At 34.7% G+C, this 14,718-nt stretch carries 19 protein-coding genes; all 19 read right to left on the bottom strand.

Annotated elements, in window-relative coordinates; translation table 11 throughout:
- Window positions 1-5 precede the first annotated feature (5 nt).
- The 19 genes from QWY88_RS01000 to QWY88_RS00910 are packed head-to-tail and all read right to left on the bottom strand — an operon-like array spanning window position 6 to window position 14,629.
- Window positions 6-776 carry a tRNA 2-thiocytidine biosynthesis TtcA family protein gene (locus QWY88_RS01000; protein ID WP_304543128.1) on the bottom strand — a complete coding sequence of 257 codons (771 nt, stop codon included), beginning with the start codon at window positions 774-776 and terminating at the stop codon, window positions 6-8.
- Window positions 776-1,468, bottom strand: coding sequence for a 5'-methylthioadenosine/adenosylhomocysteine nucleosidase (locus QWY88_RS00995; protein WP_304543126.1), 693 nt, complete (start codon window positions 1,466-1,468; stop codon window positions 776-778). The genes QWY88_RS01000 and QWY88_RS00995 overlap by 1 nt, the downstream gene beginning before the upstream one ends.
- A gap of 1 nt (window position 1,469) precedes the next feature.
- Window positions 1,470-2,183, bottom strand: coding sequence for a nitrilase-related carbon-nitrogen hydrolase (locus tag QWY88_RS00990; RefSeq protein WP_304543124.1), 714 nt, complete (start codon window positions 2,181-2,183; stop codon window positions 1,470-1,472).
- Entirely contained in the window at window positions 2,184-3,122 is a 939-nt protein-coding gene (gene fabD / locus QWY88_RS00985) for an ACP S-malonyltransferase (protein WP_304543122.1), read from the bottom strand.
- Window positions 3,115-3,909: a DNA-binding transcriptional response regulator gene (locus QWY88_RS00980; protein WP_304543120.1), complete on the bottom strand. Its 795-nt coding sequence runs from the start codon at window positions 3,907-3,909 to the stop codon at window positions 3,115-3,117. The genes fabD and QWY88_RS00980 overlap by 8 nt, the downstream gene beginning before the upstream one ends.
- Entirely contained in the window at window positions 3,872-4,393 is a 522-nt protein-coding gene (locus QWY88_RS00975) for an FKBP-type peptidyl-prolyl cis-trans isomerase (protein WP_304543118.1), read from the bottom strand. Before QWY88_RS00975 ends, QWY88_RS00980 begins: the two co-directional genes overlap by 38 nt.
- 46 nt (window positions 4,394-4,439) lie before the next feature.
- Complete coding sequence (locus tag QWY88_RS00970; RefSeq protein WP_304543116.1) at window positions 4,440-5,348, bottom strand: tetratricopeptide repeat protein; 909 nt, start codon at window positions 5,346-5,348, stop codon at window positions 4,440-4,442.
- Between the two features lie 9 nt (window positions 5,349-5,357).
- On the bottom strand, window positions 5,358-5,906 hold the full coding sequence (locus tag QWY88_RS00965) for an OmpA family protein (protein ID WP_304543112.1): 549 nt from the start codon (window positions 5,904-5,906) through the stop codon (window positions 5,358-5,360).
- 56 nt (window positions 5,907-5,962) lie between these two features.
- Window positions 5,963-7,210 carry a Tol-Pal system protein TolB gene (gene tolB / locus QWY88_RS00960; RefSeq protein ID WP_304543110.1) on the bottom strand — a complete coding sequence of 416 codons (1,248 nt, stop codon included), beginning with the start codon at window positions 7,208-7,210 and terminating at the stop codon, window positions 5,963-5,965.
- A gap of 2 nt (window positions 7,211-7,212) precedes the next feature.
- Window positions 7,213-7,944, bottom strand: a complete 732-nt coding sequence (locus QWY88_RS00955) for a TonB C-terminal domain-containing protein (RefSeq protein WP_304543107.1) — start codon at window positions 7,942-7,944, stop codon at window positions 7,213-7,215.
- Window positions 7,937-8,329, bottom strand: coding sequence for an ExbD/TolR family protein (locus QWY88_RS00950; protein ID WP_304543106.1), 393 nt, complete (start codon window positions 8,327-8,329; stop codon window positions 7,937-7,939). Before QWY88_RS00950 ends, QWY88_RS00955 begins: the two co-directional genes overlap by 8 nt.
- A 3-nt stretch (window positions 8,330-8,332) precedes the next feature.
- Window positions 8,333-8,899 carry a MotA/TolQ/ExbB proton channel family protein gene (locus QWY88_RS00945; protein ID WP_304543104.1) on the bottom strand — a complete coding sequence of 189 codons (567 nt, stop codon included), beginning with the start codon at window positions 8,897-8,899 and terminating at the stop codon, window positions 8,333-8,335.
- 3 nt (window positions 8,900-8,902) lie between these two features.
- On the bottom strand, window positions 8,903-9,295 hold the full coding sequence (gene atpC, locus QWY88_RS00940) for an ATP synthase F1 subunit epsilon (RefSeq protein ID WP_304543102.1): 393 nt from the start codon (window positions 9,293-9,295) through the stop codon (window positions 8,903-8,905).
- Between the two features lie 24 nt (window positions 9,296-9,319).
- On the bottom strand, window positions 9,320-10,714 hold the full coding sequence (gene atpD, locus QWY88_RS00935; protein WP_304543100.1) for a F0F1 ATP synthase subunit beta: 1,395 nt from the start codon (window positions 10,712-10,714) through the stop codon (window positions 9,320-9,322).
- An 11-nt stretch (window positions 10,715-10,725) separates the two neighbouring features.
- Entirely contained in the window at window positions 10,726-11,616 is an 891-nt protein-coding gene (gene atpG / locus QWY88_RS00930; protein ID WP_304543098.1) for an ATP synthase F1 subunit gamma, read from the bottom strand.
- Window positions 11,617-11,626: 10 nt separating this feature from the next.
- Window positions 11,627-13,144, bottom strand: a complete 1,518-nt coding sequence (atpA, locus tag QWY88_RS00925) for a F0F1 ATP synthase subunit alpha (protein WP_304543096.1) — start codon at window positions 13,142-13,144, stop codon at window positions 11,627-11,629.
- A gap of 21 nt (window positions 13,145-13,165) precedes the next feature.
- Complete coding sequence (locus QWY88_RS00920; protein ID WP_304543094.1) at window positions 13,166-13,699, bottom strand: F0F1 ATP synthase subunit delta; 534 nt, start codon at window positions 13,697-13,699, stop codon at window positions 13,166-13,168.
- A gap of 3 nt (window positions 13,700-13,702) precedes the next feature.
- The gene (locus QWY88_RS00915; protein WP_304543092.1) at window positions 13,703-14,215 is read right to left on the bottom strand and encodes a F0F1 ATP synthase subunit B; all 513 of its coding nucleotides are present in this window, start codon (window positions 14,213-14,215) and stop codon (window positions 13,703-13,705) included.
- Between the two features lie 9 nt (window positions 14,216-14,224).
- Complete coding sequence (locus QWY88_RS00910) at window positions 14,225-14,629, bottom strand: FoF1 ATP synthase subunit B' (RefSeq protein ID WP_369811201.1); 405 nt, start codon at window positions 14,627-14,629, stop codon at window positions 14,225-14,227.
- Between the last annotated feature and the right edge of the window lie 89 nt (window positions 14,630-14,718).

Raw genomic sequence — 14,718 nt, 5'->3', positions numbered from 1 at the left:
GGATTTTAAACTCCTACTTTTTCTTCCTCTTTCTCACTCAGAAAAAAACTATCAATACTTATATTTTTAAAAGCGGCATTTAGTGAAGTAAATAATTGAGGATGCTCTTTTTCCATCTTTTCAAGCATATCTTTTGTATTAGCTCTTGCATATGGCATTTTAACGTCAAAACGCATAGCAGGACATGCCTCATCACCTATTGCTTCAATACCGTTCTCAACAACAAAGGCACGCAATTGACGTTCACGCATTTGAATAAGTGGACGTATAACTACTAAACCGTTTTCAGCAGTATATTTAGGTGCTAAAGAGCGAAGCTGACCATTATAGATAAAGTTCATGAAAAAACTCTCTGCAGCATCATCTAAATGATGCCCTAAAGCTACTTTATTACACTCTAACTCTTTTGCCGCAGTATATAAGTAGCCTCTTCTCATACGTGAAAAGAAACTACAAAATGACGAGTTTTTACGGATCTTCTCTTTTGCAAGCTCATACGTTTCCGTCTCTTTAAGTACATGCGGTATCTCTTGCTCTTTACAATGTGCAATTAAGTTAGAATAATCTTCTCCCATTCCATATGTAACAGTAACGGCCACAAACTCAAATTTAAACGGTGCACGACGTTGTTGCTCTTTTAAGGCATGAACAAGTGTTAAAGAGTCTTTACCGCCGCTAAGGCCGACAAGTATCTTATCACCCTCTTCTATCAATCCAAACTCGGCATTTGTCTTACCGAGTTTAGACATAATTTTTTTAGATAGTTTGATCCCCATTATTTGATTATCTCATCCAACATTTTCATAACAAATTCTGCCGATTCAACTGCACTTGTTTCTAGAAATTCGTCAAATGAAAAACTTGCGTCCATATCTGCAGCATCACTGATCGCTCTTAGAATAAAAAACGGTACATTTAAAGCGTTACAAACAACGGCAACGCTTCCACCTTCCATCTCTAGTGCATCAGCATTAAATGTAGTCCCAATCCAGTTCTTTCTCTCTTCATTGGCAACAAATTGATCACCTGTAGCAATGATACCTTCGCGAACACTTTTACCTAAAGAGTTTGCAACCTCTTTACTAAGATTGATAAGTTCCTGATCAGCTTCTACATATACAGAACCTTCAGGAACGTAACCATACGGATGACCAAAAGCCGAGATATCAAGATCGTGTTGTGAAAGTTTTGTAGCAACAACTAAGTCACCTACTTTAAGTTCCGGGTTTACTGCACCGGCAACACCACTAAAAAGTAGTTTCTCACATCCAAAATGCTCAATCATAGTAGTAGCAGTTAAAGTAGAAAACACTTTACCTATCTTAGAATACGCAACTACGACATCTACACCTTTATAGTTTGCTTCATAATACTTGTTTCCTGCATACTCTGTAGTTGTGTAATTACCTAACTTTTCTAATATCGGTGCTACCTCTTCAGGCATTGCTCCCATTATTGCTATTTTCATTTTATACCTCGAATGTTTCTATACTTTTTATAAATCTTGGCAATTTTGCCACAATATTGCCGTTGTCAACAATACAACTTCCACCCCAAAAACCTAAACCATCTTCAAAACCGACTCGATTGACAAAAATAAGCTTTGAGTTTGATTCATGAGAGAGTGTTTTGATAATCTTATACCATTTATCTTCAATAGCTAATCCACTATCATTGAAGCCTCTTGCCGGAGATGCAACAAGTGTTATAACAAAATCTGGGTCCATTTTGATAATCTCTTTATGTACATTATCATGCCATACATCTTCACATACCAACATAGAGATTTTTTTACCATTTACTTCAAAAGATTCAAACTTGTCTCCGCCTTCAAAATAACGAGCTTCTTCAAACATTCCATAGTTCGGTAAATGCACTTTAATGTGTTTAGAGAGTAATTCTCCACCGCTAAAGTACAGTGCAGTATTTCTAAAAACGTTACCGTCTTTTAAAGCAGCACCTACAACTATGTCAATCTTAGTACTTAAATCTTTGAGTAGTTGAAGCTCATCTTCATTCCATGCATCCTCGTAAAGTTTGTCTTGCAGCATATAGCCGCTTAAACTTAACTCGGGAAATACTATCAGGTCTGAGCTCTCTTTTACGCTCTCTATTACAGAGATAACCTCTTGTAGGTTACCTCTGTTGAGCTTAGGAGATGTTTGGGCTAAAGTGATTCTCATTTATGAGCAGATTTCCTCTTTAACTTTCTCTAATGAAGCCATATCAGAGATATTAAGAGTTGTAAGATCTTTTGCAATTCTTCTATTTAAACCTTTAAGAACTACACCATTTCCAAATTCGATAGCCATATCAAGGTTACCTGCAACAGCTTCGATTGATTGCTTATATTTTACAGGAGATGTTAATTGCTCTTTTAAAAGTTTTATAGCTTCCTCTTTTGAACTATACGGTTGTGTTGTAACATTTGAAATGATTGGTGCTTCAAAACTATCATTTACCATAGTTTCCATAATAGCTCCAAGTTTCTCAACTGCAGGAGATAAAAGATCACAGTGAGATGCTACAGACATATTTAAAAGTAATGCACGTTTTGCACCTGCATCTTTAAATGTTTGCTCTAATGAAGCAAGATCCGGTTTTAATCCGGCAACAACTAGTTGACCGTCTTGGTTATAGTTTGCTGGCCAAACTTTTTTACCTTCTGCTTGTGCATCTGCACAAATCTTCTCAACTGCATCGTCATCTAATCCAACTATTGCCATCATACCGGCTTCTATTTCATTACATGCTTCTTGCATAAAAGAACCACGTTTATGTACTAACTCTACCGCATCAACGTAGTCAATTGCACCACTTGCACATAAAGCTGAAAATTCACCTAATGAGTGTCCTAAGAATAGCTCTGCTTTTGTGTCTGGACAAACCTCTTTAAAAAGTTTGTATGCAATCATTTGCACTAATAAAATAGCAGGTTGTGTGTATGCAGTTTCGTTTAGCTTTTCATTCTCTTCAAATATTAAAGCTTTAAAATCAACACCTATTCTTTCACCCGCTTTTTCGAACATTTCACGTGCTAGTTCAGAATTTTCATAAAAATCCTTTCCCATACCAACTGCTTGTGAACCTTGTCCTGCAAAAATCATTGCTATTTTACTCATCATTTTCTCCTTGTAAATACTCTTTATTATCAGAAATCTTTTTTCTTAATGTATTTCTGTTTAGTCCTAATCTATCAGATAATTGTAATTGCGACTTAAATTTTGTTAACCCTGCTCGAATTAAAGGAACTTCATAGAGATATAAATAGTTTCTATAATCACTGTTTGAACCTAATTTGTCAAACAGATAGTTTTCTATAATATCCATCAACTCTTTATCGTCAATATCTTGTAATAGGTAACTTATCATCACTTGTCTTCTTAACGAATTAGCATTATCTGATAAATCCGGTTTAAAGTCTTTAATATTAAACTTATTTTCACCACCAAATAACTTTACTGCATCTTTTACAAAAACTTCTATTAGTTCTTGAACATCTTCCTCTCTTGCCGATAACGGAGGAATGTCAAATTTTACACTAAATATATCATCAAGATATTCATTACTAAACGACTGTTTAGATGTCGCAATAACTCTGACCTTGTTTGTTTTTATAGTATCAATTAAAAGTTTTATATTTGGGAAGGTATCAATATCTGTAATAATTATTTCATTAGAACTTTCCATTGCTTGTAAAAGTTCTTCATAATTTGATCCATTTATTGCTGTTGCGTTTGGTAAGATAAAAGACGCTAAAGTTCTTTTACCTACACCATTTTCACCCATAATAAGGGCGTTTATAGTAAGCGATTTTAACAGTGTTGCTGTTTTAAAAGCTTGGCTTGACGCTTCAGAAGCTGTTACGAAATTAGTGACATCCACAGCCGCTGCCGCCACCAGTTCCACAACATCCTGATTCTGCTGGTTTATTTTCTTCTGGAATACCAGTCATAGCTTCTTCAGCAGATGCTTCTCTAATATTGTTAATAGTTACAGTGAACATTAAATCTTTTCCAGCTAGTGGGTGGTTAAAGTCAATAATTACAGCTGCATCTTTGATCTCTTTAACGATAACTTGTACAGTTGAACCATCTTCACCTTGACCGTAAAGTGTCATACCCTCTTGTAAATCGATTCCAGCGAATTGCTCTTTTGGAACTTCTTGTGTAGCTTCTGCATTGTATTCACCGTATGCATCAGCTGGTTTTACTAGAACGTCAGCTTTTTCACCGATTGACATACCTTTAATTCCATCTTCTAAACCAGGAATGATTTGCCCTTTTCCAAACATAAATACTAATGGGTTTGCACCAACATTACTATCTACTACTTTATCTCCGTCACGTACTTCATATTCTATAGATACGATTTGATTTGCTTCGATTGCCATTATATAACCTTTATTTAATTAATTTCGAGATTTTAACATAAAAACATTAATTCAAAAGTTTTTTCGCCTCTTTGGCTTCATTTGAATTTGGATACTTTTTAATTATAGCTTGATAAAAAGATTGTGCATGCCCTTTATCCCCCGTCTTTTCCATCGATATTGCCGTATGTAACATTAACGTTGGCATATAAGACGCTTTTGCATAAAGATTAGATGATTTCTTAAAATAAGATATCGCTTTACCGTAATCTTTACGTTTATAATAGATCTCTCCCAGCATATAATGTGAATATGCAGGTTTATACTTTCTAGCGATAAGTTCAGTATATTCTTCTATCGCTTTTATATAAAGTTTTTTATCAAAATTCTTTTTTGCACTATTGTAAATCTCTGCACTTGCTACTTTTTTTGTATTTGCAGCTTTGTGCGATCCATTTTTTAGCTCTTTAGCTACAAGAGTTTTAAAGTCATTAATATCTGTTACCAAATCATTAAACTCTTGTTTAGAAACATAATTTGCATTTATCTGATCTACAAGCTTAGATAGTTCTAATACCTGCTCTTGTAAAGTTTTAATGCTTTGTGAATCTTGTTGTACTACTTCAGAGAGTCTTTTCTGATATTCATTAGAGTTTTCATCATCTAATTTATCTTTATTTTGTAACTCTTTTAATGCGATTTTATTGTTATGTGATTTTCTACTTAGTGCTTCTATAATATCTTGAAGTCCATCAATTCTTTCTCTCAATGAGTCCAATTGTGAAGCATGAGTTTTTGTACTAAGATCAACTTTTTTAAGTTTTTTCTTAGTTTCTAATATAACTTTTTCATCTGGAGTAAGCCCGTATGGACTGTCGCTTGAAAGATCTCCTGCACCGAACGCTGATGGCTCGGCACAATTGAGAGAAAGAGATGCAGCAGCACTAAGTAATAAAATTATTGTAGTGCGTTTCATCTATAAAACTTATGGAAGAAGTTTAAAGTTTACTCTACGGTTTTGTGCCCAGCACTCTTTAGTTTTATCAGTACATACAGGATTGCTTTCACCGTAACTTACCATTGAGATACGAGATGCATCGATTCCTTCATTAACTAAAGCGTTTTTAACAGCTTCCGTACGTTTTAAACCTAAAGCAAAGTTATACTCATCGCTTCCCCACTCATCACAGTTACCTTCTAATTTTACAGAGTAAGGTTTTGCACCTGTTTTACCAAGTTCAGCAGCAGTTACGATTTTCTCTTGTGCTTGAGTCGAGATATTGAATTTATCAAAAGCAAAATAGATAGTTGGTAATTTACTTTCTACTTCATCCATACTTAATCTAGAGATTTCATTTGTGCTAGAGTCTACAACACTTTCCTCTCCTGCAACAGTCTCAGTAGCCGGTGCTTGCACCTCTTCAACTTTTTCAGTAGATTCTTGAGCTTTTGAATCAACAGCAGGCTCTTTTGAACTACATCCACTAAATACTAAAAGTGCTACAGCAACGCTAGAAAGTACTAAACTTTTCATATCTTAAATCCTTCGAAATTATAATTTGAAATATTATACCAGAAAAATATTAATTGTTACCAATCCATCGATTGAACACGTCCGTATCTTAATGGGAAGAGATAATTTTTATTATACTTCAATCTAATGATACCGATCGAACTTTGGTTTTTATAGTTTTTAATAAAAATAATAGCATCACCGTCTTTTGAAAATCTAGGAAATTCATTGATCCCGGTTGCTGTTAAACGTCTAATAAAATCAGATTTTGTAGAGATAAGGTGTAAATTAAATGTATTTTCACTAAAGCTATTTGAACTTTCACGCGCTTTATATACTACATATTCACCGTGAGCACTACAAGCTGAGTTATTTTTACCGTAATAAACTAATTGTTCTACTTCATTAGTATTAAGTTTTTTTGAAAAAACATTCGGATAACCAAGACGTGATGAGATAAACACAATTTTATCCCTTGACATAAATTGTGCATTTACATCAATACCACTGTATTTTGTAACTCTTTTATATTTTTTGCTATCTACGTTATATGTATAGATATCCGGCTGCCCTTTCGGTGCCATAGTCAATAGTAAAGTTTTACCGTCAGTACTAACGTCAGAACAAACTAACATACCGTCTGAAGATATCAAACTCTCTATTTTAGCAGTTGTAATATCCACATATTTTAAAGTAGGTTTTGCATCTAAAGATGTATAGTAGAACCCTTTTTGTCTTTTATCAGCCCATTTAGGAAAAACGTTAAAACCACCCTTAACGATTACATGCTGATATCTTAAAGTATAATCCGATATTACTATTTCACTTTTCTTAGGTCCAACAATACGAGAAAAAATAACTTTTCTTTTCATCCACTCAACTGACGGCTCACCCATAAACTCGTTAATATCATATGCTATAGCATGAGAGATAAACACATACAGATTTTGCTTACTTACTTTGTAGTTCTTGGAAAACACTTCTTCATTTTTATTCAAGAGCTTTATAGATAAGTTTAATGCCCCGTTATCATCTTCTTGCATCATATATCTAAGAACATAGTTTTGATCTTTATTTTCAACTAATACATCTGTATTATTAAAACTTGCAATTCTATGGTGTCTATCAACATTAAAAATAGATATAACGTTTAAGTCAGCTACCAATGATTTAAACACTTGTAATTTAAATGTGTCATCATAACTTATAGATGCATCTTCTAGTGCCAATGACGGTAAAGAATCAACTTTTTTTACAACATCTATTGTCGCATCATTTGCAAATGATAATATAAATGTAATTAAGAGTGAAAATAATAACTTCAAAACTACTCCTTGTTTTCTGGAATTAAATTTATAATAGCTCTAAATGAATGATGATCGGGGTTTTGAGGAAACATAATGTTAGCAAGTCTCATTTTTATCTTATCAGCTTCTTGATTTAAAGCCTCATTAGATGAATACGTTAATACTCTAAAATCTAACATTTTACCGATTGCATCAAGTTCTATTACGATCTTTACAGTATTCCCCTCTGAATTCATAGGGGGAGAGAAATTATCGTAAACTATTGCTTGAATTTTAGCTAAATATTCATTAACTTCATCCGCAGTTGAACTGCTTTGTTGCTCTTGATCATTGTTTGTAGCATCTAGACTTTTAAGTTTTTCAGAGATAGATTCAACTTCATTTGTTTTACTTGTTTTCACTCTTTTTGAGATCTCTTGTATTCTTTTAGAGTTTATTTTTTTAGGTTTCGTTTGCGTATGGTCGATCTTCTGTGTCCATACATCGCTAAAGAGATCATTTACATCAACATCTTTTGTCACTTCATTACTCTCCGTAACTATTGATGGCGCTTTTTCAACTTTCTTTTTTGTATGAGGCTTTGTAACGACAGGTATATTGAGTGAAATAGAGACATAGTTGTCTTTTTTTAAACCGTATTTTTTTGTTTGTGATGCGCTAAAAAGAAGGATCGCAAAAAGAGCGAAAAAAAATAGAAAAAGAGACAGTGATATAAAACCACTGATATAAAAATATTTATCGTCCCTAACCATTGGTAGCTAAAGAGACCTCAGTAAATCCAGCTTGTTTTACAGCTGCTAATATAGACATAACAATACCATAATCTAAACTTTCATCTGCACTGATAAGTACAGTTGCTTTTTTATCCAATTTGTTTGCATATAGATAAAAATTGTCTTGAAAACCGTTAAGTAAAAAGTTTTCTTTATTCACCTGTATATTTTTTTCTTCATCTATTGTAATATGAACAGGTGGAATTTTAGATATCTGTTTTGTAGTAGAACCCTGAGGAAGTTTTATATTTTCCTCAAAGATTATGTTTGGAGCAATAACCATTAAAATTGCTAAAAGAACAAGCATTACGTCAACAAGTGGCGTAATGTTAAGTTCAGGTTTTTCATCCCAATCATATAACATATCTTAAGCCTTACGAGCTAAAAGTGCATCACTTTGCATCTGTATATGACTAATAACATCATAAGATAATCGTTTTAAAATTTGGTGATATGTGTAAGAGAATATTGCCACAAATATACCTGCAGCTGTTGCTATTAATGCATCTGATACACCTGTTGAGATCACAGACATACTTCCTGTTGTTTGCCCTATGTGCGTAAAAGTATCAAGGATAGAAACCACAGTACCAAAAAGCCCGATAAACGGTGTGGTTGAAGCAAATACAGAAAGTATAGAAAGACCTTTTGTTGCTTCTTTTGTGGCAGCCAACTGGCCTAATTGTAAAACTTCTTTTGAAATAAAATTACTTGATTTCACAAAGTTATTTAAAAAAGAGTTCTCATTTACTCTTGTGGCACCAAGTAAAAGTGCTTCAAGTGAAGCACTTTCATTTTTTAGCCACGTGTTAAGAGAAAAATAGCGGTAGAAAAACACCCAGTTTAAAACTATAAAATATACTGCAAGTAATGCGAGTACTCCAATAGTAACCGGATGAGATTTTAAATAAAAATCTATTATATTGTTAATCATCTATTATAGTAACTTTTGTGCAGCTGTTTCAATTTTAGCTGATACAGCAGCAATTGCAGCACTAGAGTCTGCAATTTCGTTAATAAGTTTTTTCGCTGCATCAATAGCATTAGCAATTTCAGATTCGTTTTCACCACGAATAGCTGCAGCACCTTCAACTAAAACAACAACTTTTTCTTCATTAACATGAGCAACGCCCCAGTTAATAACAATAGATTCGACTGATTTATCCTCTTTTTCGACATCAACTACACCAGCTTCTAACAATGTTGTTAGTGCAGCATGGCCAGCTAAAACACCGAATTCTCCCTCTATACCAGGAAGAACTACGCTAACAGCTTCACCGTTAAAGATTTCACCGTTAGGCGTTAGGATTTCAAGTTTAAACTTATCCATTACAGTCCTTTATATTAAAAAAGCTTATTTGCTTTTTTCGTATTTCTCGATAGCTTCGTCCATGCCACCAACCATATAGAAAGAGTTCTCTGGCATATGATCGTACTCACCGTTTAAGATTCCTTTGAAACCTTTAATAGTATCTTCAAGAGAAACATATTTACCAGGAGCACCTGTAAATACTTCTGCAACGAAGAAAGGCTGAGAAAGGAATTTCTCAATTTTACGAGCACGTTCAACAACATTTTTGTCATCTTCAGAAAGCTCATCCATACCAAGAATCGCAATGATATCTTGAAGGTCTTTATATTTTTGAAGTGTTTGTTGAACACCACGAGCTACGTTATAGTGCTCTTCACCTAAAATTTGTGGATCAAGTAATCTTGAAGTTGAATCTAGTGGATCAACTGCAGGATAGATACCTTTTTCAGCAATTTTACGGTTAAGAACTGTTGTTGCATCTAAGTGAGCGAAAACAGAAGCCGGAGCCGGGTCAGTTAAGTCATCCGCCGGTACGTAAACAGCTTGAACAGATGTAATTGAACCATTTTTAGTTGATGTAATACGATCTTGTAAAGCACCCATTTCACGAGCAAGAGTTGGTTGGTAACCAACAGCTGAAGGGATACGTCCAAGAAGTGCAGACATCTCTGAACCTGATTGAGCAAAACGGAAGATGTTATCGATGAACATAAGTACATCAAGTTTCTTCTCATCACGGAAATACTCAGCCATAGTAAGACCAGTAAGAGCGATACGGTTACGTGCTCCTGGTGGTTCACTCATTTGACCGTAGCACAGTGCAACTTTGTCAAGTACGTTCGATTCTTTCATCTCGTAGTAAAGGTCATTACCTTCACGTGTTCTTTCACCAACACCAGCGAATACTGATAAACCGTCGTGACCATGAGCAACATTGTGAATAAGCTCCATGATAATAACTGTTTTACCAACACCAGCACCACCGAATAGACCAACTTTACCACCTTTTGCATATGGTGCTAATAAGTCAACAACTTTGATACCTGTTTCAAACATCTCTGTTGTAGTTGATTGATCAACTAATGGTGGTGGAGCACGGTGAATTGACCACTCAGGAGCACCTTCAACTTGCTCACCACCGTCAATTGTATCACCAACAACGTTAAAGATACGTCCAAGAACTTTTTCACCAACTGGTACTTTAATAGGAGCACCAGTAGCTTTTGCATCCATACCACGTACAAGACCTTCACTCATATCCATAGCAATAGTTCTAACACGACCATCACCTAAGTGAGCAGCAACTTCTAATACTAATTTATGTTCACTACCTTCAACAGTAACATTAACCTCAATAGCTTCGTTTATTACCGGAAGATAACCATCAAAATCAACATCAACAACAGGACCCATTACCTGGCTAATTTTTCCAATCATATTTTTCTCCATTATTTCATACTCTCTACACCACTGATAATTTCAATAAGTTCAGTAGTAATAGCAGCTTGACGTGCTTTATTAAATTCAACATTTAAGCTTTTTACCATCTCTTTAGCATTGTTAGTTGCTGTATCCATAGCTTGCATACGTGCTGAATGTTCAGCAGCAACTGAGTCAATTAAAGAGTAGTACATGTTATAACTAACATATTTAGACACTAAAGAGTTTAACATTTTCTCTTCATCTTCTGCTTCAACTTCTATAGTAGAATTCTTTTGAACCTCTTCACAATTAAATTCATCAGAATTTACTGGTAAGATTTGATTTACATGTAACTCTTGAGTAATCATATTTTTATACCCGTTATATACTACATGTAAAGCATCTATCTTCCCTTCTTGAAAATCAATGATAGAAGTTTCAATAAAATCATCAGATCTTTCTTTGTTAGGTTTTGAACTTAAATCTACAACAGAGTCAAGCATCTCAACTTCGTTGTAATTAAAATATTCAATACCTTTTTTACCGATTCCACGTAAACGCACTTTAACATTTTGTTCTTTATACTCGCGAAGCAGTTTATTTACAGCTTTAATAGTTTGAATATTAAAACCACCACATAAACCTTTATCCGCAGTGATAAACACGATGTCAACCATCTTTGGATTTTCAATTGTTTCGAAGAAACGATTGTCTAATCCTCCAACTTTACTACAACTAATGCGTCCAGCAATTTCGGCAATAACCTGATTCATTTTCTCCGCATAAAGACGTGAGCGTTTTGCAAGCTCTTCAGCACGGCGAAGTTTAGCCGTTGAAACTAACTTCATCGCACGTGTCGTCTTTTGAGTGCTTGATACACTCTTAATTTTTCTTTGAATATCTTTCAAGTTTGCCATTAAGTATCCCTTATGACGCTATAAAGCTAGCTTTGAACTCTTCAAGTGCTTTTTTAAGTAATGCATCTGTGTCATCATCAATTTTCTTAGAGCTGCTAATGTTCTCTAAAATTTGTGGATAAGATGCTTCAATAAATGGATACATTTCAGCTTCAAAACGTACAACATCTGATGCGTCCATATCATCTAAGAAACCTGCGTTACCAGCGAAAATAATTGCTGCTTGCTTCTCAGCTGAAAGTGGAGAGTATGGTGGTTGTTTAAGTACCTCTACCATTCTTTGTCCACGCTCTAGTTGTTTACGAGAAACTTCATCAAGATCAGATGCGAATTGAGCAAATGCTTGAAGCTCACGGTATTGAGCAAGGTCAAGTCTTAAAGTACCAGCAACTTGCTTAGTAGCTTTAATTTGAGCAGCACCACCAACACGAGATACAGAAAGACCAACGTTAATCGCCGGACGTACACCTGAGTTGAATAGGTCTGTTTCTAGGAAGATTTGACCATCTGTAATTGAGATAACGTTAGTTGGGATATATGCAGCAACATCACCAGCTTGAGTCTCAATGATAGGAAGAGCAGTTAAAGAACCTGCACCCTCTTCATCAGAAAGTTTAGCAGCACGCTCAAGTAAACGAGAGTGTACATAGAAAACATCACCTGGGTATGCTTCACGACCTGGAGGACGACGAAGGATAAGTGACATTTCACGGTAAGCTACCGCATGCTTAGATAAATCATCGTATACGATAAGACCATGACGAGCATTGTCACGGAAATATTCACCCATTGTAACACCAGTATATGGAGCTAAGAATTGAAGTGCAGCAGCTTCAGCAGCAGTTGCAGATACGATAATTGTATATTCCATTGCACCGTGCTCTTCTAAACGACGAACAATTTGTGCTACAGTTGATTCTTTTTGACCTACTGCTACGTATACACAAACAACACCATTACCTTTTTGGTTGATAATAGTATCTACAGCAACTGTAGTTTTACCAGTTTGTCTATCACCGATGATAAGCTCACGTTGACCACGACCGATTGGCACTAGTGCATCAATAGCTTTGATACCAGTTGCTAAAGGCTCATGTACAGATTTTCTTTCCATGATACCAGGAGCTTTTTCTTCAACGAAACGAGTTTCAGTTGCTTCGATTGGACCTTTACCGTCAATTGGCTCACCAAGAGCATTAACTACACGACCAAGAAGAGCATCACCTACAGGTACACGAAGAAGTTTACCAAGACGCTTAACACTCATACCTTCACGAAGATTGTCACCAGAACCAAGGATAACAACACCTACACTTGCTTCCTCAAGGTTCATTACTAAACCTCTAGTACCGTCTTCGAATTCAACCATTTCTCCTGCCATTACATTGCTTAGTCCGTAAACTTTTGCAACACCGTCAGCATAAGAAACAATCTTACCTGTTTCATTTATATCAACACTTAATTCAAAGTTGTCGATACGTTCTTTAATTATTGAGCTGATCTCATCAGCTTGGATTTTTGCTACCACTATTTTTCTCCTCTCTTGAAGTTAAATTGCTTTAATTATATGTTGAATAATTTGATTATCAATTCTATCTTTAGAAAAATTAATCTCTACACCAAGTCCGTCTACTGCAACTTTAATTCCGTTAAAGTCATTTTTAACAAAATTAAGAGTTATTGTAGAGTCAAACTTTTTACTAAGTCCGCTGCTTAAATCACTGATAACTTTTGAATCTAACTCACTGTCGCTAAAAACAGTACCTTCATAAGTTTTCGTTGAGTTTGCTATATCTTTTTTTAGCTCAACTGAAATAGCCGGAATAACTTCGATTCTTTTGTTTTCAACAAGAAGTTTTACAAAATTATTCAGTTTTTCAGAGTTTGCTGGTTTTACCGCTTCTAATAAGATATTAGATTTATCTTCAATTGTTACATCTGGGTTAGTAACAATTTTGATAAATTTATCATCTTTAAAAGAATCAGATAAAGCAGAAAAAACATCGCTAATTGCTTCTATAGATGCTAAATCAACGCCATCTTTTAAGGCTTTAACATATCTTTTTGCTATTAATTCTTCCATCTACTATGCCACCTTCTTTAAAATAACGTTAGCCATAGCTTCTCTATCAAAAATTTCAGAACTTTGATTCAATGTTTCAGAAATAACTTCTTCAACAACTTCTACAACCATATTTCTTGTTTCAAAATCTTTTTTCGTCTCATGTTGTTTTGCAATAACTTCAAGATCAGAATCACATTGAGACATAATATTGTCGTTTAAAATCTTGTTCTCTTTTTTAGACGCGGCAGCCAAATCTTCAGCAAACTTTTCAGCTTCTGATATTTTAGCCAATGCTTCTTTTTTGAGTTCTACAGATTCTTTAAGTTTCTCTTGAACTTTGTTTAATTCATCAGCAATTTCATTACTTCTTGAAGCGAAGTAATTTTTTGCCGGTTCTGCTACAAGGTACCAAATAAGTCCAGCAAATAATAAAAAGTTAACAGTTCTTTGAACTATATCAGTACTTTCATGACCTGCTTCAGATGCTAATGCATAAGTTGATACCATTAGTAATAACACTAAAATTCTACTCACATTACATCCTTATATTTGACTTATTTTAGCTGTAACAGCTTCTTTAAACATTGGAACTTGAGCCATGAGCTCTTTAGTCAACTCTTCTTGAGATTGAGCAAGTGACTGCTTAAACTCAACATAATCTACTGCAAGTTCAGCACGTTTTGCTTCCAACTTGTTCTCTGCTAACTCTTTAGCATCCGCAATAACTTTTTCTCTTAGGGCCGCAGCTTCTAGTTTAGCGTTCATAATGATTGATTGAGCTTTTGCCTGTAACTCAGCGATTTCAGCATCATTCGAACCTACTTTTTCAAGGTCTTTCTTGATATCTTCATCACGTTTGTCCATAAAGCCAAACAATGGATTATAAAGCCAACTATTTAGAACGGCTATAAGCGAAACAAATACAACAAATGTAGCCAAAAGTAACATTGGATTTATATCTAACATAGCACCTCCTAAAAGTTGCGAGATTATACTATTATTAAATTGAAAGGATAGTTAAATTTATAAAAAAAATA

Origin of the sequence: Sulfurimonas sp. hsl 1-7, assembly GCF_030577135.1 — a bacterium.
In the GTDB taxonomy this organism is placed as follows: Bacteria; Campylobacterota; Campylobacteria; order Campylobacterales; family Sulfurimonadaceae; genus Sulfurimonas; species Sulfurimonas microaerophilus.
The sequence above is the reverse complement of the archived record's forward strand: the minus strand, read 5'-3'. Positions and strand labels throughout refer to the sequence as shown.